At 50.1% G+C, this 26182-nt stretch carries 20 protein-coding genes and 2 pseudogenes; 12 read left to right on the top strand and 10 right to left on the bottom strand.

The window, feature by feature from the left end:
* Positions 1–49: 49 nt before the first annotated feature.
* From H6B30_RS10835 to H6B30_RS10825, 3 genes are read right to left on the bottom strand one after another with little or no spacing between them, the layout of a single operon-like run.
* Positions 50–1537 (bottom strand): MBOAT family O-acyltransferase, encoded by a 1488-nt coding sequence (locus H6B30_RS10835; protein ID WP_205110503.1) that lies wholly within the window; start codon positions 1535–1537, stop codon positions 50–52.
* Positions 1538–1541: 4 nt separating this feature from the next.
* The gene (locus H6B30_RS10830) at positions 1542–2933 is read right to left on the bottom strand and encodes a GDSL-type esterase/lipase family protein (RefSeq protein WP_205110501.1); all 1392 of its coding nucleotides are present in this window, start codon (positions 2931–2933) and stop codon (positions 1542–1544) included.
* Positions 2930–3562 carry a TetR/AcrR family transcriptional regulator gene (locus H6B30_RS10825; protein ID WP_205110500.1) on the bottom strand — a complete coding sequence of 211 codons (633 nt, stop codon included), beginning with the start codon at positions 3560–3562 and terminating at the stop codon, positions 2930–2932. The genes H6B30_RS10830 and H6B30_RS10825 overlap by 4 nt, the downstream gene beginning before the upstream one ends.
* Before the next feature lie 404 nt (positions 3563–3966).
* Here H6B30_RS10825 and H6B30_RS10820 point away from each other — a divergent pair, with 404 nt between their 5' ends.
* From H6B30_RS10820 to H6B30_RS10775, 11 genes and pseudogenes are all read left to right on the top strand, one after another.
* Positions 3967–6264 (top strand): NADP-dependent malic enzyme, encoded by a 2298-nt coding sequence (locus tag H6B30_RS10820; protein WP_205110498.1) that lies wholly within the window; start codon positions 3967–3969, stop codon positions 6262–6264.
* Positions 6265–6581: 317 nt separating this feature from the next.
* Complete coding sequence (locus H6B30_RS10815; RefSeq protein WP_205110496.1) at positions 6582–7919, top strand: NADP-specific glutamate dehydrogenase; 1338 nt, start codon at positions 6582–6584, stop codon at positions 7917–7919.
* A gap of 325 nt (positions 7920–8244) precedes the next feature.
* Positions 8245–8784, top strand: a pseudogene (locus H6B30_RS16820) (ATP-binding cassette domain-containing protein); the annotation flags it as partial.
* 33 nt (positions 8785–8817) lie between these two features.
* A complete protein-coding gene (locus H6B30_RS16815) occupies positions 8818–9864 on the top strand; it encodes an ABC-F family ATP-binding cassette domain-containing protein (protein ID WP_421930560.1) in 1047 nt (348 codons plus the stop codon).
* Positions 9865–9916: 52 nt separating this feature from the next.
* A complete protein-coding gene (locus H6B30_RS10805; protein ID WP_205110485.1) occupies positions 9917–10507 on the top strand; it encodes a nucleotide exchange factor GrpE in 591 nt (196 codons plus the stop codon).
* Between the two features lie 24 nt (positions 10508–10531).
* Entirely contained in the window at positions 10532–11683 is a 1152-nt protein-coding gene (gene dnaJ, locus H6B30_RS10800) for a molecular chaperone DnaJ (RefSeq protein ID WP_205110483.1), read from the top strand.
* 53 nt (positions 11684–11736) lie between these two features.
* Positions 11737–13053 (top strand): bifunctional folylpolyglutamate synthase/dihydrofolate synthase, encoded by a 1317-nt coding sequence (locus H6B30_RS10795; RefSeq protein ID WP_205110481.1) that lies wholly within the window; start codon positions 11737–11739, stop codon positions 13051–13053.
* Positions 13054–13158: 105 nt separating this feature from the next.
* The gene (locus H6B30_RS10790; protein WP_205110479.1) at positions 13159–14250 is read left to right on the top strand and encodes an aldose epimerase family protein; all 1092 of its coding nucleotides are present in this window, start codon (positions 13159–13161) and stop codon (positions 14248–14250) included.
* A 54-nt stretch (positions 14251–14304) separates the two neighbouring features.
* Complete coding sequence (locus H6B30_RS10785) at positions 14305–15543, top strand: MFS transporter (protein WP_205110477.1); 1239 nt, start codon at positions 14305–14307, stop codon at positions 15541–15543.
* Between the two features lie 23 nt (positions 15544–15566).
* The gene (gene galK / locus H6B30_RS10780) at positions 15567–16727 is read left to right on the top strand and encodes a galactokinase (protein WP_205110476.1); all 1161 of its coding nucleotides are present in this window, start codon (positions 15567–15569) and stop codon (positions 16725–16727) included.
* Positions 16728–16928: 201 nt separating this feature from the next.
* A complete protein-coding gene (locus H6B30_RS10775) occupies positions 16929–18200 on the top strand; it encodes a type IX secretion system plug protein (RefSeq protein ID WP_205110474.1) in 1272 nt (423 codons plus the stop codon).
* Positions 18201–18550: 350 nt separating this feature from the next.
* Here H6B30_RS10775 and dapA read toward each other — a convergent pair whose 3' ends face one another.
* From dapA to H6B30_RS10760, 3 genes are all read right to left on the bottom strand, one after another.
* Positions 18551–19438, bottom strand: coding sequence for a 4-hydroxy-tetrahydrodipicolinate synthase (gene dapA / locus H6B30_RS10770; RefSeq protein ID WP_205110472.1), 888 nt, complete (start codon positions 19436–19438; stop codon positions 18551–18553).
* 464 nt (positions 19439–19902) lie between these two features.
* A complete protein-coding gene (locus H6B30_RS10765; protein WP_205110471.1) occupies positions 19903–21084 on the bottom strand; it encodes an MFS transporter in 1182 nt (393 codons plus the stop codon).
* A gap of 13 nt (positions 21085–21097) precedes the next feature.
* A complete protein-coding gene (locus tag H6B30_RS10760) occupies positions 21098–21424 on the bottom strand; it encodes a DMT family transporter (protein WP_016662057.1) in 327 nt (108 codons plus the stop codon).
* Between the two features lie 160 nt (positions 21425–21584).
* Between H6B30_RS10760 and H6B30_RS10755 the strand changes: the two genes are divergently transcribed.
* Positions 21585–22148 (top strand): Crp/Fnr family transcriptional regulator, encoded by a 564-nt coding sequence (locus H6B30_RS10755; RefSeq protein ID WP_016662058.1) that lies wholly within the window; start codon positions 21585–21587, stop codon positions 22146–22148.
* Positions 22149–22226: 78 nt separating this feature from the next.
* Here the strand turns inward: H6B30_RS10755 and mobV are convergent.
* The 4 genes and pseudogenes from mobV to H6B30_RS10735 all read right to left on the bottom strand — a co-directional run bounded on the left by mobV (position 22227) and on the right by H6B30_RS10735 (position 26017).
* Positions 22227–23597: pseudogene (gene mobV / locus H6B30_RS10750) on the bottom strand (MobV family relaxase).
* A 171-nt stretch (positions 23598–23768) separates the two neighbouring features.
* On the bottom strand, positions 23769–24092 hold the full coding sequence (locus tag H6B30_RS10745; protein ID WP_239483909.1) for a hypothetical protein: 324 nt from the start codon (positions 24090–24092) through the stop codon (positions 23769–23771).
* 89 nt (positions 24093–24181) lie between these two features.
* Positions 24182–25375: a primase-helicase family protein gene (locus H6B30_RS10740; RefSeq protein ID WP_205110468.1), complete on the bottom strand. Its 1194-nt coding sequence runs from the start codon at positions 25373–25375 to the stop codon at positions 24182–24184.
* A 270-nt stretch (positions 25376–25645) separates the two neighbouring features.
* On the bottom strand, positions 25646–26017 hold the full coding sequence (locus tag H6B30_RS10735; protein ID WP_205110466.1) for a virulence RhuM family protein: 372 nt from the start codon (positions 26015–26017) through the stop codon (positions 25646–25648).
* Positions 26018–26182 lie beyond the last annotated feature (165 nt).

Here is a 26182-nt window from a genome sequence, read left to right as displayed (position 1 = left end):
GCGAAGTGGCAAGCCCGACAACCGAGCTTGCCACTTCGCTTTGCCATTCTTAAAACTGGAAATAGATGAACGGTTGGATGGTGCTGCTCTTTATCTGGATAACTATATAGATGACAGCTGTTATAAGCAATGCGTCGACAACTATATTGCCCCGCTTCAGGCAATATATCATGCGCTCCTGCCACGAGTCTGGAATGAAGTGGGTCAGATAGCCCAAGGCAATCAGCATGAACACATATTTGTAATTGACGACAACCTGCCAGAACAGTTCGGGGTGGAAGTCGGTGAATATTTGCTTCAGCATTACACCACAGGCCTCGAACGTTCCGTTTCTGAAAAATATCCACGTGAAGCATACGAAATGGAAAGTGATTATGCACGCCAATGCCTTGCGCAAGCCGTGTGAACGGTAATTCCTGTCGTGGTGAAGCACATCGGTGCGGAAATACTTATGAGCAGCCAGCGCCAAACCGTGCATGCCGCCCCAAGCCACGAAATTTAGGCTTGCGCCATGCCACAATCCGCCAAGAAGCATGGTAACCACCAGGTTTACATACGTGCGCAGCTTTCCCTTGCGGTTGCCTCCCATCGATATGTAAATATAGTCGCGTATCCACGTAGAGAGCGAAATATGCCAGCGCCTCCAAAACTCCGTTATGCTGCTGCTGACGTATGGTGCGTTGAAGTTCATTGGAAAATGGAATCCCAGAAGCAGCGCCAAACCAATGGCCATGTCGCTGTATCCGCTGAAGTCGCAATATATCTGCAGGGCATAGCCATACAACCCGAGCAGATTCTCTATCCCGCTGTACAATCCGGGATTGTCGAATATACGGTCAACAAAGTTGAGGCTGATGTAATCGCTTATCACTGCTTTCTTGAAGAGGCCTATGGATATAAGGAACACTCCCTTGGCAAACATGTCGTTTGTAACGACCAACGGATGCCGTATCTGGGGGGCGAAGTCGCGCGCCCTGACTATGGGGCCGGCAACGAGTTGGGGGAAAAACGACACAAAGAACGCATAGTCAAGCAACGAGGGCAGCGGTTTGAGCTGTCCGCGATACACATCTATCGTATAGCTGAGGCTTTGAAACGTGAAGAAGCTTATGCCAACGGGCAGGAAGATGTCCCACGGCTGAAAGTTGAAGTCAACCATGCGGGCAATGAGACCTGCAAAGAAATTGGTGTACTTAAAATAGCCCAGCATGCCCAATCCGATGCAAAGGCTCAGCGCAACCAGCACCTTTGGCAACAGCCTGCGCTCGGGATGGCGCTGCCTGTAGTTCCATATTCCGGCTGCAATGAAATAATCGCTCACGGTGACAATGGCCAGAAGCACAAAGTAAACACCGCTGCTCTTATAATAGAAGTAGTATGAAAAGGCCGTGACAAACAGCAACCGAAGAACGCGCTGCCTCTGCAGGAGCATGTAGACGAACGAAAAGCCCAGGAAGAGAAACAGGAAAAGGCCGCTGCTGAATATCAGAGGCTCGTCTGGATTGTATGCCAACAAATGTAAAATACTGTCAAGCATTGTTCTATTTAATGTTGTTTCGACGTTTATAGTTTTCAAATCCGGCCATGAATGATTCAAAGATGTAGTTGGCCACATGCTTCCCGCCAGCAAAGCTCAGGTGGGTGTAGTCTTTGTTGGCCCATCCTTTGTCCACCATGGCTTTCATGCTCTCGCGCCCTCCCATGGCCTCGAACAGGTTGAAATAAGCCACACGGCACTCCGAGGCCATCAGCTGTTGGTAAGCGGCCAGCGACTCAACCCCGTTCATGGTACGTATGCCGGCAGCCGTGCGCTGGTCGCGGTCGGGCACGCTCACTATGAGTATCGAGGCCTCTGGGAATGCCTGGCGCAGGTTGTCGACAGCCTTCTGCATACGCTTGGTGTATGCCTTGTAATTGGCAATCTGGCTTTTTTCATTCAGCACGTTGAGTCCGAAATGCAGCACGATAAGGTCGTATGGGCGAAGCCTGGCAAAATCTCGCAATGTTTGCTGCGGTATGTTTGCCAGCGTATATCCTGCCGATCCCCTCATGCTGAAATTGTCGAGCACCACGCCTCCGGCCGATTCGAGCGCCATGCCGTAGACGTAGGTGTCGCGGCCAACGCCGGTGAAGCTGTATGATATGCTGTTGGTGGTGTCGGCCATGGTAAACATCTGTACCGACGGCGACGACTTCACGTTGTACGTGTGCCGCCTGCCGTTGCCCGTCTGTGCCGTCACTGTAAGCGTGGTGTCGGTACGCAAGAAGAGGCGGGCCACTTGCCACGAAGCCGAGTGCGGCTTGTATGTCGTGCCTTTAGTTGTGACAAAAGCCCCTTCAGACGGTATGAAGTATCGCTGGTTTATGCCCTCCACCTTGTGTGAGTATGGTTTCTTTACCACCTCATACTCTACAAAGCCTCCGAAATTTTGTGTTATCGTGCGCCGGAAACCGTTTATTTTGCTTCCGCAGTCAACCCACCCAACTCCGTTTCCGCCAAACGCCTGTTGCAGTTTTTCTCGCAAGTCGCACGTAAGTATGTCGCCCTCGATGAACGAATCGCCAAAGTAGGCAATACGCACCGGACGCCCAGCCGCCCCCGCACCGGCAAGCATGTGGTAAAAATGATCCATTCCACCGGCCTCGCCTGCAGAATAGTCGGCAATCATGGTAACACCATCAGGGTGCACCTCCTCCACCCTTGCTGCCGTACTGTCACTGTCGGCAACGGCAACGGGCGCAGGTGGAACTGGTGGCGCAACTACTTCGGCTGTGGCGCCGTCGGTCCCATAAGGTTCGGGCAGCACGTCGCTCAGTATGTTGACGTGGCGCAATTCAATGTCATTGACATATAATGTGGGCAACATGTGCATGGCCAGCAGTATTGCCACAACAAGGCCGGTCAGCACAAATGCCCGGGAGCATTGGTTCATGATTTGATGTTTATGAGGAAACCGTCCAAGACTTCTATGCCCTTGTTGGTACAGATGCCGCGCAGAGAGATAAATATAAGGTTGTAGAATATTTCTTCCATAGAGTACATGTTGTAGAGTTGCGACATCATTATATATCGTTCTTGCGCGCTTAGTATATATATAATAAGGTCGTAATTGACGTCTTCACGAAAATATCCCTCACCAATGCCCCGGTGGAGGAATTCGCGGAATTGCTTTTGCGACTTTTTCTTGTCTTCCTCGAAATACCTCATTATCCTGGGATATTTCATCAGGTCGGAATAGAATACAGGGTTGGTAAACTTGAATTGCTCTATTGTGAGCCTGAAAGAGTGAAGTATGATGTCCATAACGTTGTCGGCCCCTTCGGCAAATTCGCGCAGCGCTTCCTGCTGGGCACTCTTGCGCTTCTTGACGCCTTCAAACAGCAAGTCTTCCTTGTTCTCGCATATCTCGTAGATGGTGCGCTTCGAAATCGACAGCGAATTAGCAATGTCATCCATCTTCACCGCCTTGATTCCTTTCTCTGCAAACAGGGCCATCGCAGCAGACAGTATTTTCTCCTTGAGCGATTCTTTATATGTTGTTATATTTTTATTTTCAACCATAATCGATAATTTAATTTGCAAAGTTACTAAAATAATAAAAAAAGCCGATAGTTTTCAATTAGTTTTTCTTACCTTTGCATAGAAGTTAATATGCATCAAGCACCATTCTGCATGCTCACCGGGCCAGCCCGGATGGGAATCGCGGCCAAGCGTTTTCTTTACAGAAACGGGGGCGCGGCATGCCGGGCAAGGGCCCAGTGGCCCATACGGCCCATACGGGCATGCCGGACAGGCCGTTTGGACATCCCGTACAGGGCGTTTCGGGGCGGCAAATGGCGCATGTTGCAACATGTTGAACCATAGTTTGTTACATACAAATGGCAGGACAGGTAATTTTAACGTACGAAACGGGGCTGCTCAGCCAGCCATGCAACAACATAAAAACGAATTAAGGAGTAACTATCATGGTGAAAATTTCAAAGGAGGCCGCATTGCAGTATCATGCCAATGGCAGGCCGGGAAAAATCGAGGTCAAACCCACAAAACCCTATCGGACACAGACAGACTTGAGCTTGGCGTATTCTCCGGGCGTGGCATATCCGTGCCTGGAAATACAGCAGAACAATGAAGACGCCTACAAATATACCGACAAGGGCAACCTTGTGGCCGTGATAAGCAACGGCACCGCCGTGTTGGGCCTCGGCGACATAGGGGCCATAAGCGGAAAGCCGGTGATGGAGGGCAAGGGCCTGCTGTTCAAGATATACGGCGGCATCGACGTGTTCGACATCGAGGTGGCCGAGAAAGACCCGGAGAAATTCTGCGAGGCCGTAGAGCGCATAGCGCCCACTTTCGGAGGCATCAACCTTGAAGACATCAAGGCACCCGAATGCTTTTACATTGAGGAACGGCTGAAGAAGAGCCTTGACATACCTGTGATGCACGACGACCAGCACGGCACGGCCATAATATCTGCCGCAGGCCTGAGGAATGCCCTTGAAGTGAACGGCAAAGACATCAAGGACGTCAAGATTGTGGTCAACGGAGCCGGCGCGGCTGCCATATCGTGCACCAAGCTGTACATGGCGCTCGGCGCACGCCGCGAAAACATAGTGATGCTCGACTCAAAGGGAGTGATAACCAGCGACAGGGCAAACCTCACAGAGCAGAAAAAGATGTTTGCCACAGACCGGCGCGACATCCACACTCTCGAAGAAGCCATCAAGGGAGCCGACGTTTTTGTCGGGCTGTCGAAAGGTAACGTGCTCACGCAAGACATGATAAGGTCGATGGCCGACCAGCCCATCGTGTTCGCGCTGGCCAACCCTGTGCCGGAGATTAGCTACGAAAAGGCTATGGAGAGCAGGCCCGACGTGCTCATGGCCACGGGCCGCTCTGACTATCCAAACCAGATAAACAATGTGATTGGGTTCCCTTACATATTCCGCGGAGCGCTCGACGTGCATGCATCGGCCATCAACGAGGAAATGAAGATGGCCGCCGTCAACGCCATTGCCGACCTGGCCAAGCAGCCGGTGCCCGACGTGGTGAACGACGTTTATCACGTCAACAACCTCACTTTCGGCCCGTCGTACTTCATACCGAAGCCCGTCGACCCGAGGCTCATCACCGAAGTGTCGGCGGCTGTGGCAAAGGCCGCCATGGACAGCGGAGTGGCTCGCACGTCGATAACCGACTGGGCAGCCTACAAGAACCAGCTCAGGGAGATGCTCGGACAGGAGACTAAGCTCACGCAAAAGCTCTATGACACCGCGCGCAACAACCCACAGAGGGTGGTTTTTGCCGAGGGCATTCACCCCACCATGCTAAAGGCTGCGGTGCAGGCCAAGGCCGAAGGCATCTGCCAGCCCATAATCCTGGGCAACGATGAGCGCATTGCCAAATTGGCAAAGGAACTCGACCTGAACCTCGACGGCATAGAAATTGTCAACCTAAGGCACGACAACCAGGCCGAACGGCGCGAGCGCTACGCAAGGATTCTGGCCGAGAAACGCCAGCGCCAGGGCTATACTATCGAAGAAGCCAACGACAAGATGTTTGAACGCAACTATTTCGGCATGATGATGGTGGAGACCGGAGAGGCCGATGCGTTCATCACTGGCCTCTATACAAAATACTCGAACACCATAAAGGTGGCCAAGGAGGTCATAGGCATACGCAAGGAGTACAAGCACTTTGGCACGATGCATATCCTGAACTCCAAGAAGGGCACGTTCTACATTGCCGACACGCTCATCAACCGCCACCCCGACAAGGAGGTGCTCGTCGACATAGCAAAGCTCAGCGCCATGACAGTGAGGTTCTTCAACGACACACCGGTGATGGCAATGTTGAGCTACAGCAACTTCGGAACCGACGAGGCCGGAAGCCCGCTGCAGGTTCACCAGGCTGTTGAAGAGCTGCACAGGCAATGCCCCGACCTCGCTGTCGACGGCGAGATGCAAGTAAACTTTGCCCTCAACAAAGACTTGCGCGACAGCAAGTACCCCTTCTCGCGGCTCAATGGCCTCGACGTCAACACGCTCGTGTTCCCCAATCTGAGCAGCGCCAACAGCGCCTACAAACTGCTGCAGACGCTCGACCCTGACACAGAAATAATAGGCCCGATACAGATGGGGCTCAACAAGCCTATACATTTCACCGATTTCGAATGCAGCGTACGCGACATTGTAAACATCACAGCCGTGGCAGTGATAGACGCGTATGTAGACAAGCTGAAAAACAAATGCTGCATGGACTGATGCCGGCATAGCCACATCGCAGCCAAATAAATCCAGCCGCTCACTAAGACTGACACTCCGTCAGGCTGTAGTGAGCGGCTTATTTATGTTGTCAATCGTGCAAAAGAACTGTGGGCACGATTTTTGTTTACGCACACATTTTACGGTACAATTTTGTCATTTTTCCTCAAATTAATCATAAATTAATGGCAAAAAGATAATATTTTCGCAAATATTTTGATAAAACGCTTGCTATTTCAAGAAAATGCTTTATCTTTGCAAGCGATTTTCGGATACACAAACACAATTAGAACAACCAACTAATAAAACAGAAGATTATGAATGCAGCACAAGTCGTAGAGAATCTTAAATGCAGATTCCCCAATGAGCCTGAATACATCCAGGCCGTAAGCCAGGTACTCCCGACCATAGAAGAGGAGTACAACAAACACCCTGAATTTGAGAAAGCCAACCTCATCGAACGACTTTGCATTCCTGACAGAGTTATCGAGTTCCGCGTTACATGGGTTGACGACAAAGGCCAAGTGCAGACCAACATGGGCTACCGCATCCAGCACAACAACGTGATAGGCCCTTACAAAGGCGGCATTCGCTTCCACAAGTCAGTAAACCTGGGCATATTGAAATTCCTTGCCTTCGAGCAGACTTTCAAGAACTCGCTTACAACATTGCCAATGGGAGGCGCAAAGGGCGGCTCCGACTTCTCTCCGCGTGGCAAGAGCGATGCAGAGGTGATGAGGTTCTGCCAGGCATTCATGAACGAATTGTACAGGCACATAGGCCCGGACATCGACGTGCCGGCCGGCGACATAGGCGTTGGCGGACGCGAAATAGGCTATCTCTTCGGGCAATACAAAAAGCTTACCCACGAGTGGAGCGGTGTGCTAACAGGCAAGGGCCGCGAGTTTGGCGGTTCGCTCATCCGCCCGGAGGCAACAGGCTACGGCACTGTTTATTTCTTGCTGTCAATGCTCAGCACCAGAAACATCGAGCTGGCCGGCAAGAGCGTGCTCATCTCCGGGTCGGGCAACGTTGCACAGTATGCTGCAGAAAAGTGCATACAGCTCGGCGCCAAGGTTCTCACCCTGTCAGACTCTGACGGCTATATCTACGACCCAGATGGAATAGACCGCGAAAAGCTTGACTATGTCATGGAGCTCAAGAATATAGAGCGCGGGCGTATCAAGGAATATGCCGATGAATATCCCAACGCCGTTTATCACGCCGGCGAAAGGCCTTGGGGCGAAAAGGCAGACATTGCGCTGCCATGCGCCACACAGAACGAAATCAACGGCGACGAGGCTAAGACGCTTGTGGCAAACGGTGTAATAGCTGTTGCCGAGGGCGCCAACATGCCTTCGACTCCCGAAGCCATCGAGGCATTCCAGAGTGCCAAGATTCTTTATGCACCGGGCAAGGCTTCAAACGCCGGCGGCGTGTCGGTGTCGGGCCTCGAGATGAGCCAGAACTCGGAAAGGCTCAGCTGGACAGCCGAAGACGTTGACAACCGACTCAAAGTCATAATGAAGGACATTCACGACAACTGCGTGAAATACGGAACCGAAAGCGATGGCTACATCAACTACGAGAAGGGGGCAAACGTTGCCGGATTCATGAAGGTGGCCAAGGCCATGATGGCACAGGGCATCGTATGATGAGACCACTACAAGACAACACAAAAGCTTGACATTTCCAAGAAACGGGGGCGCACCTGCAAGGGGCGCCCCCATTGTTTTTTCACGGCCCCCGATGCCTGCCCCCCAGGGGACACCGGCACCATCACCGCCCAAGCCAGCCTGTCGGCGGCCGCAACCGAATAATGCGCCGTAAGCCAGCAAAATTGGTTGCTGTTGCCCAAAAGCCTGCGATAAATGCTCACAGAAGCCCCTCCCATTTGGCCATCTCGGAAAATTATATTAATTTTGCGCTAAATTTACAGACAGTGTTGTTTTTACAGTAAAATAATAAGGCAAAGAGATTATGATCACAGTCACAAACTTGGCTATTCAATTTGGGAAGAAAGTACTTTACAAGGATGTGAACATCAAGTTCACCAATGGAAACATATATGGAGTCATCGGTGCGAATGGCGCGGGCAAGTCGACATTGCTGCGGGCCATCAGCGGCGAACTCGAACCCAACAAAGGCTCGGTGGAACTCGGGCCGGGCGAGCGCATGTCGGTATTGGAGCAGGATCACTTCAAATACGACGGCTACAGCGTGCGCGACACCGTCCTCATGGGCCATGCGCCTCTGTGGGAGAACATGAAGGAGCGCGAAGCTCTCTATATGAAGCCAGACTTCAGCGAGGAGGATGGCATCAGGGTAGCCGAACTTGAGGATAAGTTTGCACAAATGGACGGTTGGAACGCCGAGAGCGACGCCGACCAGTTGCTTACCAACCTGGGCATAAAAGACGACCTGCACGACAAGATGATGAGCGACCTGTCAAACAACGAGAAGGTGCGTGTCATGCTGGCCAAGGCTTTGTTCGGCCACCCCGACAACCTTTTGCTCGACGAGCCTACCAACGACCTCGACCTGGACACGGTGATGTGGCTTGAGGAATATTTGAGCAACATTGAGCAGACTGTACTGGTGGTGAGCCACGACCGCCACTTCCTCGATGCCGTGAGCACCCAGACCGTAGACATAGACTTCGGCAAGGTAACAGTGTTTGCCGGCAACTATTCGTTCTGGTATGAAAGTTCGCAGCTGGCCCTGCGCCAAGCCCAGAACCAAAGGCAAAAGGCAGAAGAGAAACGCAAGGAACTCGAAGAGTTCATCCGCCGTTTCTCTGCCAATGTGGCAAAGAGCAAGCAGACGACAAGCCGCAAGAAGATGCTTGAAAAGCTTAATGTTGAAGAAATACGCCCATCATCAAGGAAGTATCCCGGCATCATATTCCAAATGGAGCGCGAACCGGGCACACAGATTCTCGAAGTCAACGACCTCAAGGCAGTAGACACTGACGGCACAGTGCTCTTTGACCACGTTAATTTCACAATTGAAAAAGGGCAGAAAACGGTATTCCTCAGCCGCACGCCAAAGGCCATGACGGCCTTGTTCGAGATTATCAACGGCAACCGCAAGGCAGATGCCGGAGATTTCAAGTGGGGCGTAACGATAACAACAGCATATCTGCCACTCGACAACTCGGAGTTTTTCGACAGCGACCTTAACCTCGTCGACTGGCTCAGCCAGTTTGGCAAAGGCAACGAGGTGCAGATGAAGAGCTTCCTGGGCAGGATGTTGTTCAAAGACGAGGATGTGCTCAAGAAGGTTAACGTGCTGAGCGGAGGCGAGAAAATGCGTTGCATGATAGCAAGGATGCAGCTGAAAAACGCCAACTGCCTGATACTTGACACACCGACAAACCACCTTGACTTGGAGAGCATACAGGCATTCAACAACAATCTCATAAACTTCAAAGGCAACATTCTGTTTGCCAGCCACGACCACGAGTTCATACAGACTGTGGCCGACCGTATCATAGAGCTCACTCCGAACGGCACTATAGACAAACTGATGGAATACGACCAGTATATATACGATGAGAGTATAAAGGAGTTGAAGGCCAAGATGTACGGCAACAATTAGGCATGGTTTTTGCAGTACTGTTTTGTAATACAACAAAAGACAGACAACTATTATGGAAGAGAAGGAAAAGGAAATAGAAATAGAGAACGGCGACGAGAAGGTCTGCGAAGAGCAGGCCGGCGTTAACGGCGATGAGACTGCAGCAAGCCAGACGGAAAATGAAACCACTGCCGATGAAAAAGAAGCAGAGAAGAGTCCGCTTGATGTTGCCAATGAGCAGATTGCCGAACTTAAAGACAAGTATCTGCGCTCTGTTGCCGAATTTGACAATTACCGCAAACGCACATTGAAAGAAAAGGCTGAGCTGATATTGAACGGTGGCGAAAAAGCCATATCTGCCATTCTGCCAGTCCTCGATGACATGGAACGTGCCATTGCAAACGGAGAAAAAACAGAAGACCCAAAGGTTCTCAGGGAAGGCATGGAATTGATTTATGCAAAATTTCAAAAGGTTCTCGAGGGCTTGGGAGTGAAGAAGATTGACACGGAAGATGCAGATTTCGACACTGATGTGCATGAAGCTGTCGCCATGGTTCCTGGCATGGGCGATAACAAGAAAGGCAAGGTGCTCGACTGCATTCAGACAGGATATATGTTAAATGAAAAGGTAATACGCCACGCCAAGGTGGCCGTAGGACAGTAACCACCAACGACTCTGGCAAAGCAAATGGCAAAGAGAGACTATTATGAAGTGCTGGGCGTAGGCAAAGACGCATCTGAGGATGAAATAAAAAAAGCCTACAGGAAAATAGCAATAAAATATCATCCCGACCGAAACCCAGGCAACAAAGAGGCTGAAGAAAAGTTCAAGGAGGCTGCCGAGGCGTACGACGTTCTCCATGATCCGCAAAAGCGCCAGCAATATGACCAGTTCGGATTCAATGGACCAGCAGGCGGAGGCTTTGGTGGATTCAATGGCGGCAGCATGAACATGGACGATATCTTCTCTATGTTTGGCGACATATTCGGAGGACGTGCCGGATTTGGCGGCTTTGGTGGCGGACAGCGCCGTCCACAGCAGTATCGCGGTAGTGACCTCAGGCTTAAGGTTAGGTTGTCGCTGAACGATGTTGCCAACGGTGTGACAAAGAAATTCAAAGTCCGTAAAGACGTAGTCTGCTCACATTGCCATGGAAGCGGTGCTGAGAGCGGTAGCGCTGCCGAGACCTGCCCCACCTGTCATGGGTCGGGAGTGGTAATGCATACTACGCAAAGCTTTTTCGGAATGGTGCAGACGCAAGGCGTATGCCCGACCTGCGATGGCGAGGGAAAGGTAATAAAGAACAAGTGCCACAACTGTGGTGGCAGCGGTATTGTCAAAGGAGAAGAAGTTGTTGAAATCAACATCCCGGCCGGTGTGGCCGAGGGAATGGTCGTCAACATTCCAGGAAAGGGCAACGCCGGTAAGCACAACGGGATTAACGGCGATATTCAAGTTTATATCGAAGAAGAACCGAACGACACATTCGTGCGCGACGGTAACAATCTGATATACAACCTTTTGCTTGATTTCCCTACAGCAGCACTTGGCGGTGAGGTCGAGATACCAACCATTGAAGGTACCAAGTTGAAGGTTAAGATTGAGAATGGAACGCAACCCGGTAAGACACTGAGACTTAAGGGAAAGGGACTACCGGCCGTACAAGGCTACGGACGTGGCATTGGCGATTTGGTCGTCAACATCAGTGTATATGTGCCGAAGACGCTGTCCAAGGATGAGAAAGAGGCCTTGTTGAAGTTGCGTAATAGCGACAACTTTAAGGGAGATTCCGAAACCAAGCAATCAATCTTCCAGCGATTTAAGAATTATTTCAACTAAATATCAACGATGGGGTGCTGATATCGAGGCACCCCATTTATTTTAGCAGACCTATGACTTATAAAGAAACGACAGAGTACTTGTTTAACCAGATGCCGATGTTTGAGAGGCAGGGCGCGTCAGGATACAAGGAAGGATTGTATAACACATTGATGCTGGATGCCCATTTCAACCATCCCCACAGACATTACAAGACAATCCATGTTGCAGGGACAAACGGCAAAGGATCGTGTTCACATACAATGGCTGCATTTTTTCAAGCCTGCGGATACAAGGTCGGACTATATACTTCACCACACTTGAAAGACTTCCGCGAACGTATAAGGATTAACGGCATGCCAATTAGTGAAGAGTATGTTGTTAAGTTCGTAGAAGACGAGCGCAACTTCTTTGAACCTCTACACCCATCCTTCTTTGAAGTTACGACTGCTATGGCGTTCAAGTATTTCCGTGATGAGCAAGTTGACATTGCAATAATAGAAGTAGGGCTCGGCGGAAGACTTGATTGCACGAATATAATAACGCCTGAATTGTCGATAATAACCAACATCAGCTTTGACCATACCCAGTTTCTTGGCAATACACTCGCGCAAATTGCACGTGAAAAAGCCGGCATTATAAAAGATGGGGTACCTGTTGTAGTCGGTGAATATAACACAGAGACTCGTCCTGTTTTCGAAGAAGTTGCCAAGAGCCACGGCTCTGCAATCATCTTTGCAGCAGACGAACAAGAGGTCGTGGCAGCCCAACCACTTAACAACGGTGGAATGATGTATAAAACAAAGCATTTTGGCGAATTGGTCGGCGACTTGAGCGGACTGTATCAAATTAAAAATGCGAACACTGTATTAACGGCCATCCGCGTATTGAGCGAATCAGGTCAATATCCACAACTTGATGCCAATACAAATCCGAACATGATTGTGGCGCATGCAAGGGATGCATTTAAGCAAGTTGCAGCATCAACAGGACTGATGGGAAGGTGGCAAACCGTAAGCACCAACCCGCTTGTGATATGCGACACCGGGCATAATGTAGGAGGCTGGAAATATCTGAGCGAACAGCTCAAACGTGTGGACTGCCGTTCCAAGCGGATTGTTTTCGGCATGGTTAATGACAAGGACATTGATGGAGTGTTGGAATTATTGCCCAAAGACGCAGTTTATTATTTCACAAAAGCCAACACTAAGCGGGCCTTATCCGAAATTGAGTTACAGAAGATGGCAATCCGTCATGGGCTGGTCGGAAATACATATCCGACAGTGAAACAAGCTTATGAAGAAGCGAAACAGTCTGCATCACAAGCAGATTTGATTTTTGTTGGTGGCAGCAGCTACGTAGTGGCAGATTTCCTATGCGCATTCGTTTAGTTGTTTTTAACACTGATGTAAACGTTTTTTTCCGCGTTTAATTTGTCGATTCCGTTTTTTTTCGGTTACTTTGCAATTAATACGATAACTAAAAACAATGGAATTATGACGAACACTGCAGAAAACGTGAATCTGTGTGGTCTGAATCGGAAAGATTTCCAGACCACGATTAACGGGAAGAAAACCGACTTATACATACTTCGAAACAGGAAAGGCTATGAAGTTGCCATAACCAACTATGGTGGTGCTATTGTTGCTATTATGGTTCCCGACAAGGATGGCAACGTGGCAAACGTCATTCAAGGCCACGACAACATTCAAGATGTGATAAACAGCCCGGAACCGTTCTTGTCGACATTGATAGGCCGTTATGGCAACCGCATCTGCAAAGGCCAATTCACACTCAACAAGAAAGAGTATCAGTTGGCGATAAACAACGGGCCCAATGCACTGCATGGCGGTCCGACGGGATTCCATGCGCGTGTTTGGGAAGCTCGCCAGATGGGTCCCCGCTCCCTTGCACTGCACTATGTTTCAGCCTACGGTGAAGAAGGCTTTACTGGGGAATTCAGGGTTACAGTTGAATTCACATTCACTGATGACAATGAGCTAATTCTGGAATACCTCGCCTGTACAAACAAGAAGACCATCATGAACCTTACGCACCATGGCTTTTTCAGTTTAGCTGGCATCGCAAACCCAACTCCGACGATTGATAATCTTGTTTGCGAAATTAATGCAGATTATTACATTCCAATCGACGTCAATTCAATTCCTACCGGCGAGATTCGCTTTGTCAAGGACACCCCGTTTGATTTCCGTACTCCAAAGGAAGTGGGCCGTGATATCGACGCAGACGACGAGCAAATCAAGAATGGCGAAGGGTACGATCACTGTTTCGTGCTCAACAAGAAGGAAGAAGGCGAACTGAGTTTTGCAGCCAAGATAAAGGAGCCGGTAAGCGGGCGCACCATGGAGGTTTATACGACAGAGCCTGGTGTGCAGGTTTACACCGACAATTGGGCCGACGGATATTCCGGGCAACACGGGGCAACATTCCCACGCCGCAGTGCAATATGCTTTGAGTGCCAGCACTTCCCCGATACGCCAAACCATCCGTATTTCCCGTCGGTGGTTTTGGAGCCAGGCGAGCAGTACAAGCAAAAAACGATATATAAATTTGGAGTGGAAAAATAAATGCACTAACAACAATAGTATTTACAAACCAACCACATTACATTCTAAAAAGAAATGAACCCAAGTCAAAGACCGAACTACACGTTCGCACTTATCGTCGTGTTCATTGTATGTTTCCTCATCGGATTCATAACAACAATGAACAACTCTATGATTGCTTTCTGTTCAGAAGCCTTCAAACTCACTGCACAGCAAGGCCAGTATGTTAACACCGCTTTCTACGGTGCTTACCTATTGTCCATCCCATTCGCGTTTTTAATGAGTAAAATCGGCTATAAAAACACGCTCATACTGGGTCTGGCAATATCAGGTATTGGCTTTATTGTCAATTCTATCGGCATAAGGTCTGCAATATCAGCAGGCATCAATGTCTACGCCATCTTCCTGGCGTCGATGTGCCTCGTAGCAATGGGTGTGGTGATGCTTCAGAATGTTGCCAATCCTTACGTCATGGTATTAGGCTCACCCGAGAAGGGAGCTTTCCGAATGACACTTAGCCAGGCTCTCAACTCTGTTGCCACAACGGTTGCCCCGTTGTTTATCACCTACGTGATAATCAATGGCAAGGCTCCCGCTCCTGAGCACGTTCCCGGGCCGTTCATGGGTCTTGGCATCTTTGCAATCATCATTTGCGTTATACTTGTTTTCCTCAAGTTGCCGCAAATAGACGAAGGGAAACAGGCTGAAGAAGCCGGCGAACACCATGAGTATAAGAGCAGTGTATTCAAGTATACTCACGTTTGGTTGGGTGCCCTTGGAATATTTATGTATATGGGTGTCGAGATTGGTGTGCCCTCAATGCTCCCCTACCGTTTCCAGATGCTGTATCCAGACATGAACAGTGCCGCATTGGCAGCATTGGCAACGCAGTACCTGGCATTCTATTGGGGCGGCATGATGGTGGGCCGTTTCATCGGCGCCGGTATCTTGACAAAGTTTGAGCCCCGCAAGCTCCTGTCTGCATGCCTCTGCCTTGGTGCTGCTTGCATTGCGCTGTCGTTGATAACAGCCAGCAGCATGGTCGGCATTTGGTTCATGCTTGCAGCCGGACTGTTCCACTCTGTGATGTGGCCACTGATATTCAACCTTGGACTGCAGGGCCTTGGCCCGCACACCAAAGCTGCGACAGGCATTATCAATACCGGTGTCATCGGGGCTGCGTTGTTGACCCCAATAATGGGTATCGTCGTCGACGCCACAAGCGTCATCGTGGCCCTTTGCCTTATGTTTGTTTACTATGCATATATCATCTGGTTCTGCAACTTCGGTAGCAAGATTGGAATCAGCAAATAATAACCAACAAAATTAGAAGACTTATGGATATAGAATTTGTTAGAAGTAGATTCATCAAACATTTTGATGGTAAGGAAGGCAACATATATGCTTCTCCTGGTCGTATCAACTTGATCGGTGAACACACTGACTATAATGGCGGCTTCGTTTTTCCCGGTGCTGTCGATAAAGGTATAATGTGTGAAATAAGGCCAAATGGCACCAATACGATAATGGCGTATGCCATCGACCTGAAGGATCGCGTAGAGTTCAAGGTTGACGACCCGCAGGGCCCGCGTGCAAGTTGGGCACGCTACATCTACGGCATCGTTCAAGAAATGCGTAAGCTCGGCGTCGATGTGAAAGGATTCAATACAGCCTTTGCCGGTGATGTGCCTCTCGGAGCAGGCATGTCGTCTTCTGCAGCCCTCGAGAGCTGCTACGCTTTTGCCCTCAACGACCTCTTTGGCGACAACAAGGTGAGCAAATGGGACATGGTGCTGGCAGGCCAGGCCACAGAGCACAACTACTGTGGTGTTAACTGCGGCATAATGGACCAGTTCGCCAGCGTGTTCGGCAAGGCAGGATGCCTTATGCGCCTTGATTGCCGCAGCCGCGAATTTGAATACTTCCCGTTCAACCCTGTAGGCTACAAACTGGTATTGCTCGACTCTGTTGTAAAGCACGAGTTGGCCGGATCGCCCTACAACGACCGTCGCAACAGCTGCGAGAATGTAGTAAAGCACATTGCAGCCAAGCATCCGGAAGGTAAATTTGAGACACTGCGCGACTGTACATGGGAGCAACTTGAAGAGGTCAAGGCCGAGGTCGGCGACGAAGATTACCGCCGTGCCAAGTTCGTGCTTGGTGAGAAAGACCGCGTGCTTGCCGTTTGCGATGCATTGAACGCCGGCGACTACGAGACAGTGGGCAAGAAGATGTACGAGACCCACTACGGCCTTTCAAAAGAGTACGAAGTTTCTTGCGAGGAGCTCGACTACCTCAACGACATTGCCAAAGAGAATGGCGTTACAGGCAGCAGGATAATGGGTGGCGGCTTTGGCGGTTGCACCATCAACCTCGTGAAAGAAGATTTGTATGACAAATTCATTGCTGATGCGAAGGCTAAGTACACCGCCAAGTTCGGCCATGCACCCAAGGTGTATGACGTTGTCATCAGCGACGGGGCACGTAAAATCTGCTAATCTCTGAATTGACAGTTTAAATTAAGATTCCAATCCCCAAAGTTCGGATGGCAATCATTCGGGTTATCAGTTTGCCCGGTGCCTTTGCCGGCTGAGCTTTGGGGATTTCCGTCTAATATGTGCATCAGGAAGTGCGGCTCTCCATTTACGGTTCTAAAGGCAGCCGTAGAAAGAAACTGACTACAACATTATATTAAAACGATGAAAACGATATTTACTTTGATCCTTACTCTTTGTGCAGAATTATGCCAGGCTAACGGCCGGAACACCATATACGACACCAATGTCAAGACCCTGCAGGTGGTCGTAAATAAAGACTGGCTGTCGCCTGCCGTGATGGAATTGAAAAGCAGCGACGTGCTCCACATCAGTTTCGACGAGATGTCACACGACTATCACCGCTTTGTATATAAGATAGAGCATTGCGAGGCAGACTGGTCTGTATCGGATGGGCTGTTTGAAAGCGATTACATTGAAGGATTCAACAACAACCCAATAGAAGACTACCAGAACTCCATAAACACCACAGTATTGTATACGCATTACAAATTGGACATTCCCAACGACAAGTGCAGGCTGAAAATCAGCGGCAACTACAGGCTTACTGTATACGATGAAGACAACGACAACCGAAAGGTGCTTACCGTTGAGTTCATGGTGGTCGAGTCGGACATGAACGTAGGCTTGGCCGTCACTTCTAATACTGACATTGACCTAAACGAAAGCCACCAGCAACTGTCAATGACTTTAAATTACGGAGAATTCAGCATAACCAATCCCACCGAGCAGATACATACCGTTATCACGCAGAACAACAGGCCTGAAAGCGCCCGGATAAACGTCAAGCCAAACATCGTGAACAACAAGGGACTGCAATGGAACCATAACAAGCAACTCATTTTCGACGCCGGCAACGAATACCACAAGTTTGAGGTGCTGGCCCTGAGCCATCCGACGATGGGCATCGACCGCATTTCGTGGGACGGACACAACTACAACGCCTACCCTTTCGTGGCCGAACCGCGCAAGAACTACCTGTATGACGAAGACGCAAACGGGGCTTTCTACATACGCAACAGCGACAACATAGAAAACGATTACACCTGCGATTACGTTTATGTACACTACCGGCTCAGGTCGCCGGAACTGACAGGATGCAACATTGCCGTCAACGGACAGTGGGCAACCGACGAAGACCAATCGGCCTATGTCATGCAGTACGATCAGGCAAATGCCGAATACCAGGCCACAATATTGCAGAAACAAGGCTACTACTCCTATCGTTTCATAACTGTCGACAGCAATGGCATGACAGGCATTCCGCCCACAGAAGGCAACTTCTATCAGACCGAGAACCGCTATCAGGCATACGTTTACTACAAGGGAACAGGTGAAAGGACATGGCGCCTTGTGGGCTACAGGCAAGTTGAGTTCAGAAGCGACACCCCGTCGGCCGTCTCTGTCGGGCTGTAGGCTTGGGCGTAGGCCGGCAAATCACCGATTGCTCCGACACCATGCACAGCAATGCCAATGCCACCAAAGGCGAAGGCGCCACCGGCAGCCATCGGCAAACCAAATGAACAGCAGTGCCATGGCAAACGTGTTGCACCGCAATACTTTGGCAGTCTTATCAAGACAAAAGGCGCAACCACACATATTAGTTATGGTTGCGCCTTTTGCGCTTATTCATATACTTAGCTAACCGCCAGCCGCCAAGCTCTGCCAATCAGCCGACTGCCTGCGCGGCACGTCTGCCTACGGGGCGCATTCGGCAGACAAGCCGGTAAGACTAAAACTTTTGCCTCACAGCGAGAGGCAAAAGTTCAAATCTTCAGTTCTTTCATTATCTCGCTTAATTTCTGAAGCGTAGATATGCGAGTAGGCACGAGCGGCAGTCGCAAAACGTTTTTTATCATGCCCATCTCGTGCAGCATAGCCTTGACGCCAGCCGGGTTGCCATCTACAAACAGCAAACCGAAAAGGTCGGTAAACCGATGGTGTATCTCGCGCGCAGCTGCATACTCCCCATTAAACTCGAGCCTAATCATCCGCGAGAACTCCTTGGGAAGCGCATTGCCAATGACGCTGATCACTCCCACCGCCCCGCATGAAATCATGGGGAATGTCAGGGCATCATCACCACTTATCACATCAAAGTCGGCCGGCTTGTCCTTTATTATCTCATCCACCTGCTCCAGATTGCCACTGGCCTCCTTTATCGCCACAATATTCTTGCAGTCGCGCGCCAGCCTGACCGTTGTGGCAGCTGTCATGTTGACCCCAGTGCGGCCCGGAACATTGTATAATACCACAGGCAACTTCGTTGCACCTGCAATAGCCTTGAAGTGAAGGTAGAGACCTTCCTGCGATGGCTTGTTGTAGTAAGGGCAAACGCTAAGTATTCCCGATATTCCATTAAGGTCTGCCGACTTCAGCTCTTCAACAACAGCCATTGTGTTGTTGCCGCCAAATCCCATCAATATAGGAACGCGCCCGCCTACTTTCTCAACAACTAAATCCTTTATGCGACTCTTTTCGTCGGAAGTAAGACATGGGGTCTCGCCTGTCGTGGCCAATATGCAAAAGAAATCGGCACCATTCCGCAGCTGGTAGTCAATCAGCCTCGACAAAGAGGCATAGTCAACCGAACCGTCTTCGTTGAATGGGGTTATCAATGCTATTCCTAAGCCTTTAAAGATATTGTGAACCATAAAAACGTTGGTTATTCTGTTTCTACGCGCAAAATTACACAAATTAATTGTAATTTGTCACTTCGTTGAGCTTTTTTTCACTTCTTTGCTCTGATTTAATTCATTATTGATGCCATTCTATCATTGAAACAGGTCAATCTGACAGCACCGCCAGATGGGTTTGCCTACATCCCGGACGGATGATGTGCCGGGCAGGAAAAGGCAACCCCGTGATGTTAAAAAACCGACATCGCCAAATGCTTATAAAATATATTCTGAAATTCTGCAAAAAGGATATACCCCTTTGAAATCAAGAGAGTTAGAAGAATTACCTCGTTTTCGGGTAATGAGTTGGCAACCGTTCCAATTGCCGTGGTCTGCATCGCTTTGCTTGTTCAAGTAACTCTTCGGATGCAAAGGTACAAAAAATATTCAGGCTGAAAGAATCATCCCAAATATTCTTTCAGCCTGTTTTGTATCCACCATTATGTTGTTTGAGGCTTGAAATAATTAACAAGCAAGGAAGCCACAGTAAAAGCGATTCCCGTCCAAGCCACGCCTGCCCATCCATAATGTTGCCAGGACAGACCGGAAACGAAAGTGCCCGCAGAACCGCCCAAGAAGTAAATGGTCATATAAACGGTATTGACACGATTGATGGCAGATGCGTCAAGGGCGACTACGCTGGTCTGATTCGACAAATGGATGCATTGCATACCGGCATCAATCAACAGGATGGCAACTATCATCCACAGGTAGCTGTCATTCCCTAAAAATGCCAGCAGCCATGCAGCCAATACCACACATCCTCCGGCAATAGAAAAGAACCTTGCACCGTACTTTTGGATATAGCTGCTGATGAATACGACCGTGGATGCACCTGCCAGTCCGCACAAACCGAGTGCCCCGATAATGTCGTCACTTGCAAAGAAAGGTTCCTGTTTCATCCGGAAAGCAAGGCAACTCCACAGGGCGAAGAACGAGCCATAAGCCAATGCCGCCCTCAGCGACGCGATACGCAAGTACGGGTATTGGGAGAGCAGACGCAACAAGGATTTCATCAGCCCTGCATAACTTTCTTGAGAGCGGGCAGACAGCACGGGCAGCATCTTGTAAATCATCAGAAAACATCCGAGCATAAACACGCAAGCCACGAAATAGACGGAACGCCATCCCCACACATCAGCCAGAAAGCCACTGAAGACCCGCGAGCCGAGAATGCCTATGAGCAAGCAGGATTGTATAATGCCCACATTGCGCACCTTGTGTGCAGGTGCTGAATGGTAAGACACCAACGGGATGAAGAACTGCGGCATGACCGAAGATGCGCCGGCAAGCAAGGATGCGCCCCACACCCAGTAGATGTTCGGGGCAAGGGATATGGCAAGCAAGGCGCACGCAGAAACGATATAATTGGTCAATATCAGCTTCTTTCGTGAAACCAAATCACCCAGTGGGATGACAAATACAAGTCCGGTCACATATCCTATCTGGGTCAATGTCGCTACCATGCTGGCAGAAAAGTCATTTACCGCGAAGTCTTTTGCCATGCTGCCCAACAAAGGCTGGTTGTAGTAACAGTTGGCGACGGAAAGTCCGGTAGCGGCTGCCATCAAAGCCAGCAGAGGTGCCGGAATGCCTTGATTCTCCCTCAATTCATACTTCATTTTCCGCCTCCTCTCAATATGATACGACTTTCAATCCAATCAAGGAAGCAATGAGTGTGAACAGGAAGAAAAGCCGGATGGGAGTGGCAGGTTCCTTGAAAACGAATATTCCTATCAAGACCGTGCCGACCGCCCCGATGCCTGTCCAGATGGCGTATGCCGTACCCAAAGGCAACGTCTGCACCGCCTTGGCAAGCAAAGCCATGCTCAGTATGGTGGAAGCAAGGAACCCGCTTCCCCACAGATAGAATCCAATACCCGATGCCGCCCTCGTTTTCCCCAAGCAGAATGTAAGGCTTACTTCAAACAATCCTGCCAACAATAAGATTATCCAATTCATACCTATGATTTATTAAATTCGGGCGCAAAAGTAAGCAAGTAATCCCTAACAGCTTTTTACATTTGGCAAAAACCGATTTTGCATTTGACAAAAAGCAACCGTTCATTCTCGTTTCTATGTGCTATTTTATAATTTTGCACACCGAATACAACAATGCGCTATGGATATAAAGGAAATCATCAATCAAAGATATGCTATGCCGGACACGTCTTTGGACAAGTTGCGGCAATGTTTGACGGAAGTTTCGTATCCCAAAGGATTCCGCGTGCTGGAAAGCGGCAAGGTGGAGAAGAACATCTTTTTCATCAAGGAAGGCATTGTCCGCGCCTATACCTCGGTGGACGGGAAGGAAATTACCTTTTGGTTTGGCAAGGAAGGAGCGACCCTTGTTTCCATGAAAGGCTATGTGAATGACGAGCCGGGATATGAAACAATGGAGCTGATGGAAGACTCGATATTATATGTATTGGAAAGGAAAGAACTGAAAGAGTTGTTTTCGGAAGATTTACATATCGCCAATTGGGGGCGGCGTTATGCGGAGATGGAGTTGCTTGCCACCGAGGAACGGTTGATTTCCATGTTGTCCGCCATCGCCTCTGAACGTTATAAGGAGTTGTTGGAGAAAGAACCTGATTTGTTACAGCGATTGCCGTTGGGAAGCATCGCCACTTATTTGGGTATCACACAAGCGAGTTTGAGCAGGATTAGAGCACAAATAAAGTGACGTTTCAACCAATGGGAGGGTAGCAAGCGGTTTGAGGCAGACCAAAACACAAACTTGCGATCCTCCCGTTTGTCAGATTTACAACCCTATTCCTTTGTTTTTACGAGGCGATATAACCGTCTTCCGAATGGATGAAAACAGCCTGTCGAACTGTTCCTTGAACCATTCGCCAATCACTTGCCCATTGATTGCAAGTGCGAGTTTGGATTTGTCCGCCGGGTCTTTCACCATTTGGAAACCAGCCCTTTAGGTCATGAACTTCCTCCTGTGTTCCTCCGAATAGAGTTCGACTTCGTAGAACAACGGCTTGCCGCTGATGAGCGTGGCGGTCTGCCTCTCGTTGAAGCCGACTTTGAGGCAGAACTCCTCCATATACACCAACTCTTAGAACAACGGAAACCATTTCTTGGCTTTCTGGATGATAGATTTCAGGAATGACACTTCCTTTTGGTGTGCCGTTTCCTTGTCCGCCATTTCCCTGCGGTGCTTGGATTGCAGTTCCATAAGCTGGCGGCTGTGTTCCTCCTGCTGCCGCTCCATCTGTTGTTGCAACAACTCAATGCTCTCATCACGAGCGGCGACCTCGCCTTGCAAGGTGCGGTTGTCGGCTTCAAGCTCTTTCAATTTGCCGCTTCCCAAAAGAGAACCGACCTTTGCCACAAGTGCAGCTTTTGCCTCGGTCTTGGCGGCTTCCAGCTTCTCCGACTTGATTTCCTTCCGCACTTCGTCAAGCTGCCGTTCCGCCTGCCGCTGTTCGGTTTGTAGTTGTTGCACGTTGGCTTCAAGCTCTCCCGTCTGCCGTTTCAGGTCACGATAATATTGGGCGGTGGTGGTGTGCCGTGCTTCTGAACCCCGTATGCCACGCTGCAAGCCGTACTTCGACATCGCTGCGGCATAGCTGTCGTGGTAGGCGGCAAGCCTTTCTCGGGTCAGGAGGTCATCGGCGCACAGGCGCACGGCGTCGGCTTTCTTGCGGTAGGTGCGTTTGCCCTCCGTCTGCTTCTTCCTTGCTTTCCTGCGCTCTCCCGTCACTATCGGCACGACCGTTGCGTGGATGTGCGGCGTGTGCTCGTCCATGTGCAGCACTGCCGAAACGGTGTTCTCCCTGCCGAATGTGCGGTGCAGCCATTGCAGGTTGTTATCACACCATTCGTTTAGCCTGCCCTCGTCCTGCACCCTCGCCATGTCCTCGTGCGTACCCGAAAGCACGATGCGGATTGCCCTCACTTGGTCGGGCGTTATCTTCCGTTTGATGCCCGCCATGCGAATGCGGTGGCTTATCGCTTCGGTACGGTCTGCCACGCCGTCGGGGAACTGCACCAGCTCACGGTTGAGGTGGGTGCGTGTGGGGTCTGCGTTCTTGGGCGTGGTCTTGCGTTCGATATGGTCGGATGCGCCCGTGTCAGCCGACCCTTTCGCCTTGTTGATTTGGATGCTGATATATCCCATGTTCGTTTCTTGTTTTTGAGGTTGTACAAACTTGTTTGTCGGTGTCCGCCTGTCTGCGGTCATAGCCGCACGGGGCAAGCGGGGGTGTCCAGAGGGGTGCAACCCCGCTGGCTCATTGGGGTGTTTTTAGCATTAGCGTCAGCGGTGCGTGAAGAAAACGCCCTAATGAGCCTATGGCTTTTTGTTTCCCCAAAAGCCTGCGATGGTGTCGGCGGTGATGTCGGTGGACATTGGTCGCCTTTTTCTTTTTGCCAGCCTTGCATGATATTCGGTGCCGTTATGCCGGCATAATTGCCTGTCGGCACACGGGCATACAGGCAAGGATGGTGCTGCCGTTTCCTCGATGGACTTGTTGAGGGGTGAAATTCCGATGAATTGATGATTGGATAGTCTAATACACTGACAGCTAATAGAATAACCTTTCATCAGCGTTTCATCAAACCGCTCGCCAAAAGAAAAGTGATGTGTGGGGCTGCGTTCGTTTTCTCTTTTCATCAGCCAAATACTTTTGTTGAGCGTTTGATGAGTATGTAAGTTACTGTTATTCTTTATGTTATATATGCTTTCATCATTTCATCAAAATATCAGAGCATTTCCAACTGTGATTTGCTTACCGTGTAGTAGCGTCCAATCCTCCTGACGGGTGAGTAGCGGCATTCACGGTTGTAGTCATATTGGTAGGTCGTGTAGGAAAGCGAATTGGATGCAGGAGCCAGCTTCCAGCACTCCTGCACCACTTTCCGAACCTGCGCCTTCTCCACCTTTACTTGAGAGCAGACGAGCAACGGGATAATGTCATTGAGGCAAAAAGAAACAGAACTGATGCCCACGCTTGCCATGATGTCGAGCAGCAGTTCCGCCATCTCTATCTCCAAACGGTTGCGGTTGCTTCGGATTATCTTCCGCAGGGCATCCGTTTCCAGCCGCTTCGGGTCGAACCACATGCGGCTTTCCTTTTCGGTGAATAGCTGCCTGTGTTGCAGGAAATGGAGAAAAGTGGGTATCTCCGCTTTCAGTTTTTGCAGGAAGTCAGTGTCATCACTCCGCAGCGGCACAATCTTCCGCACCCAATAGCGTGTCTCCCCTGCGTCAATGATGACGGGCAGGTGCTCGTTGTTGGAGCAAAGCACGAACTTGGCGAAGAAGCCTATCTCGTCACGGTCTTTGCCTTTCGCCTCCACCTTGTAGGACAGAGTGGTGCTGAGGTTCTTCAACCGCTCGCTGTCCTCACGGCGGTTGAGCAGCACCTCGTCCACCATGATGAGCAGTTTGCCCGCCCAATCTGAATTGAACTGGCTGCGGAAATCCTCGTTGGTGTTGAACGTCACGTTGTTTTGGAATACGGCTTTCAGGAAGTTCAAGAACGTGCTTTTGCCCGTGTTCCTCTCTTCGGACACGAGCAACAGGATGGGCAGCTTCTGAACGGGGTAAAGATATAGCAGTTGCAGGTAATCCATCCCCAACTCGTACTGTTCGCCGAAGATGTGCTCCACCAACGAGCGGATGCAGGGAAAGTCGCCTTGTCGGGGAACATGGCTTATCGGCTCGTAGAGGTTGAGGAACTTGCCGACTACGGGCTGGTAGCCCACATGGTCGGGTACGGTGCAGAAGCCGTCATACTTGGGGATGCCTGCCATGTAGTCCTTGCCGTAGTCCTGCCGCAGGGTCTCGGAGTTCCATGCGATGCGCTTTCTCACATAGCCGCCGTCAATACGGGGCTGGTTCACAATCTTGTAGAGCGTTGTGCCTACACGGATAAATTCTTCTTTTTTCTCCATATTTCAAATACAGGTTTTAGTGCCGCCGACACCTTGTCGGCAAGCGGGTTGAACATGGGTGCAAAGCTACGGTAGGATGGCTAAAACATTGATAAGTAAAACGATGCAGAACGGCGCAAAAGAAACCAACCGATAAGAAAATGCAGCGGAACGGGTAATATCTGCCACTAAAAGACGAAAAGGAAAAGCCCGAAGAAGCAAAATCGCACTTCTTCGGGCAGACTTGGGTTGTGTGAATGCACGAACGTATTGATACGCAACCGCACCCCGCTAACACTTACACGATTGCTTGCTGCCTAACGAGAGCCAAAGCATTTGCCTTTCTTTTCGCAAGCACAACTTTTCCAACAGGGCATCACGCACCCTTGCGGCATTGGGTGTGTCGATACGGAAAGCGAGTGCCACCACCATTGGCAGGGAATATGCTTCTGAATAATAACCGTTGGGCAGCTTAATGCGCCTTTCCACCTCGCAAGGGTTCAACACTCCGCTTTTGTACACGGCTCGGATGGCGGCACGGAGTGTCGGGGCGATTACGTCGAACAGTCTTACCAATTCCATTTCGCTCATCCAAACATTTGCGGTATCGGACGGCACGGCAACCCTGCCGTACTCGTCCATCGTGATTATTGTCCGTTTCATATCCCTGCCACTTTGATGTTGCCGAAAGTCTGGTTCAGTTGGTTACCGAAAGCCGTCAAATCGTTACCCAGCTTCTGTGTGGTTATCTGTAGGCTCGGCTGTCGGCGCCATGCCACCTTACGGTGGTAGGTTTCCGACAGCCTGCCTCCGAACCGTACGTACACG

The organism is Marseilla massiliensis, assembly GCF_016899955.1.
Lineage (GTDB): Bacteria > Bacteroidota > Bacteroidia > Bacteroidales > Bacteroidaceae > Prevotella > Prevotella intestinigallinarum.
This window is presented reverse-complemented; position numbering and strand designations above follow the sequence as displayed.

What these genes read in the sequence shown, in the direction of transcription:
- H6B30_RS10835 (WP_205110503.1), bottom strand. Translation starts at nt 1,537, where the DNA reads ATGCTTGACAGTATTTTACATTTGTTGGCATACAATCCAGACGAGCCT.
- H6B30_RS10830 (WP_205110501.1), bottom strand. Translation starts at nt 2,933, where the DNA reads ATGAACCAATGCTCCCGGGCATTTGTGCTGACCGGCCTTGTTGTGGCA.
- H6B30_RS10825 (WP_205110500.1), bottom strand. Translation starts at nt 3,562, where the DNA reads ATGGTTGAAAATAAAAATATAACAACATATAAAGAATCGCTCAAGGAG.
- H6B30_RS10820 (WP_205110498.1), top strand. Translation starts at nt 3,967, where the DNA reads ATGGTGAAAATTTCAAAGGAGGCCGCATTGCAGTATCATGCCAATGGC.
- H6B30_RS10815 (WP_205110496.1), top strand. Translation starts at nt 6,582, where the DNA reads ATGAATGCAGCACAAGTCGTAGAGAATCTTAAATGCAGATTCCCCAAT.
- H6B30_RS16815 (WP_421930560.1), top strand. Translation starts at nt 8,818, where the DNA reads ATGTGGCTTGAGGAATATTTGAGCAACATTGAGCAGACTGTACTGGTG.
- H6B30_RS10805 (WP_205110485.1), top strand. Translation starts at nt 9,917, where the DNA reads ATGGAAGAGAAGGAAAAGGAAATAGAAATAGAGAACGGCGACGAGAAG.
- dnaJ (WP_205110483.1), top strand. Translation starts at nt 10,532, where the DNA reads ATGGCAAAGAGAGACTATTATGAAGTGCTGGGCGTAGGCAAAGACGCA.
- H6B30_RS10795 (WP_205110481.1), top strand. Translation starts at nt 11,737, where the DNA reads ATGACTTATAAAGAAACGACAGAGTACTTGTTTAACCAGATGCCGATG.
- H6B30_RS10790 (WP_205110479.1), top strand. Translation starts at nt 13,159, where the DNA reads ATGACGAACACTGCAGAAAACGTGAATCTGTGTGGTCTGAATCGGAAA.
- H6B30_RS10785 (WP_205110477.1), top strand. Translation starts at nt 14,305, where the DNA reads ATGAACCCAAGTCAAAGACCGAACTACACGTTCGCACTTATCGTCGTG.
- galK (WP_205110476.1), top strand. Translation starts at nt 15,567, where the DNA reads ATGGATATAGAATTTGTTAGAAGTAGATTCATCAAACATTTTGATGGT.
- H6B30_RS10775 (WP_205110474.1), top strand. Translation starts at nt 16,929, where the DNA reads ATGAAAACGATATTTACTTTGATCCTTACTCTTTGTGCAGAATTATGC.
- dapA (WP_205110472.1), bottom strand. Translation starts at nt 19,438, where the DNA reads ATGGTTCACAATATCTTTAAAGGCTTAGGAATAGCATTGATAACCCCA.
- H6B30_RS10765 (WP_205110471.1), bottom strand. Translation starts at nt 21,084, where the DNA reads ATGAAGTATGAATTGAGGGAGAATCAAGGCATTCCGGCACCTCTGCTG.
- H6B30_RS10760 (WP_016662057.1), bottom strand. Translation starts at nt 21,424, where the DNA reads ATGAATTGGATAATCTTATTGTTGGCAGGATTGTTTGAAGTAAGCCTT.
- H6B30_RS10755 (WP_016662058.1), top strand. Translation starts at nt 21,585, where the DNA reads ATGGATATAAAGGAAATCATCAATCAAAGATATGCTATGCCGGACACG.
- H6B30_RS10745 (WP_239483909.1), bottom strand. Translation starts at nt 24,092, where the DNA reads ATGAAAAGAGAAAACGAACGCAGCCCCACACATCACTTTTCTTTTGGC.
- H6B30_RS10740 (WP_205110468.1), bottom strand. Translation starts at nt 25,375, where the DNA reads ATGGAGAAAAAAGAAGAATTTATCCGTGTAGGCACAACGCTCTACAAG.
- H6B30_RS10735 (WP_205110466.1), bottom strand. Translation starts at nt 26,017, where the DNA reads ATGAAACGGACAATAATCACGATGGACGAGTACGGCAGGGTTGCCGTG.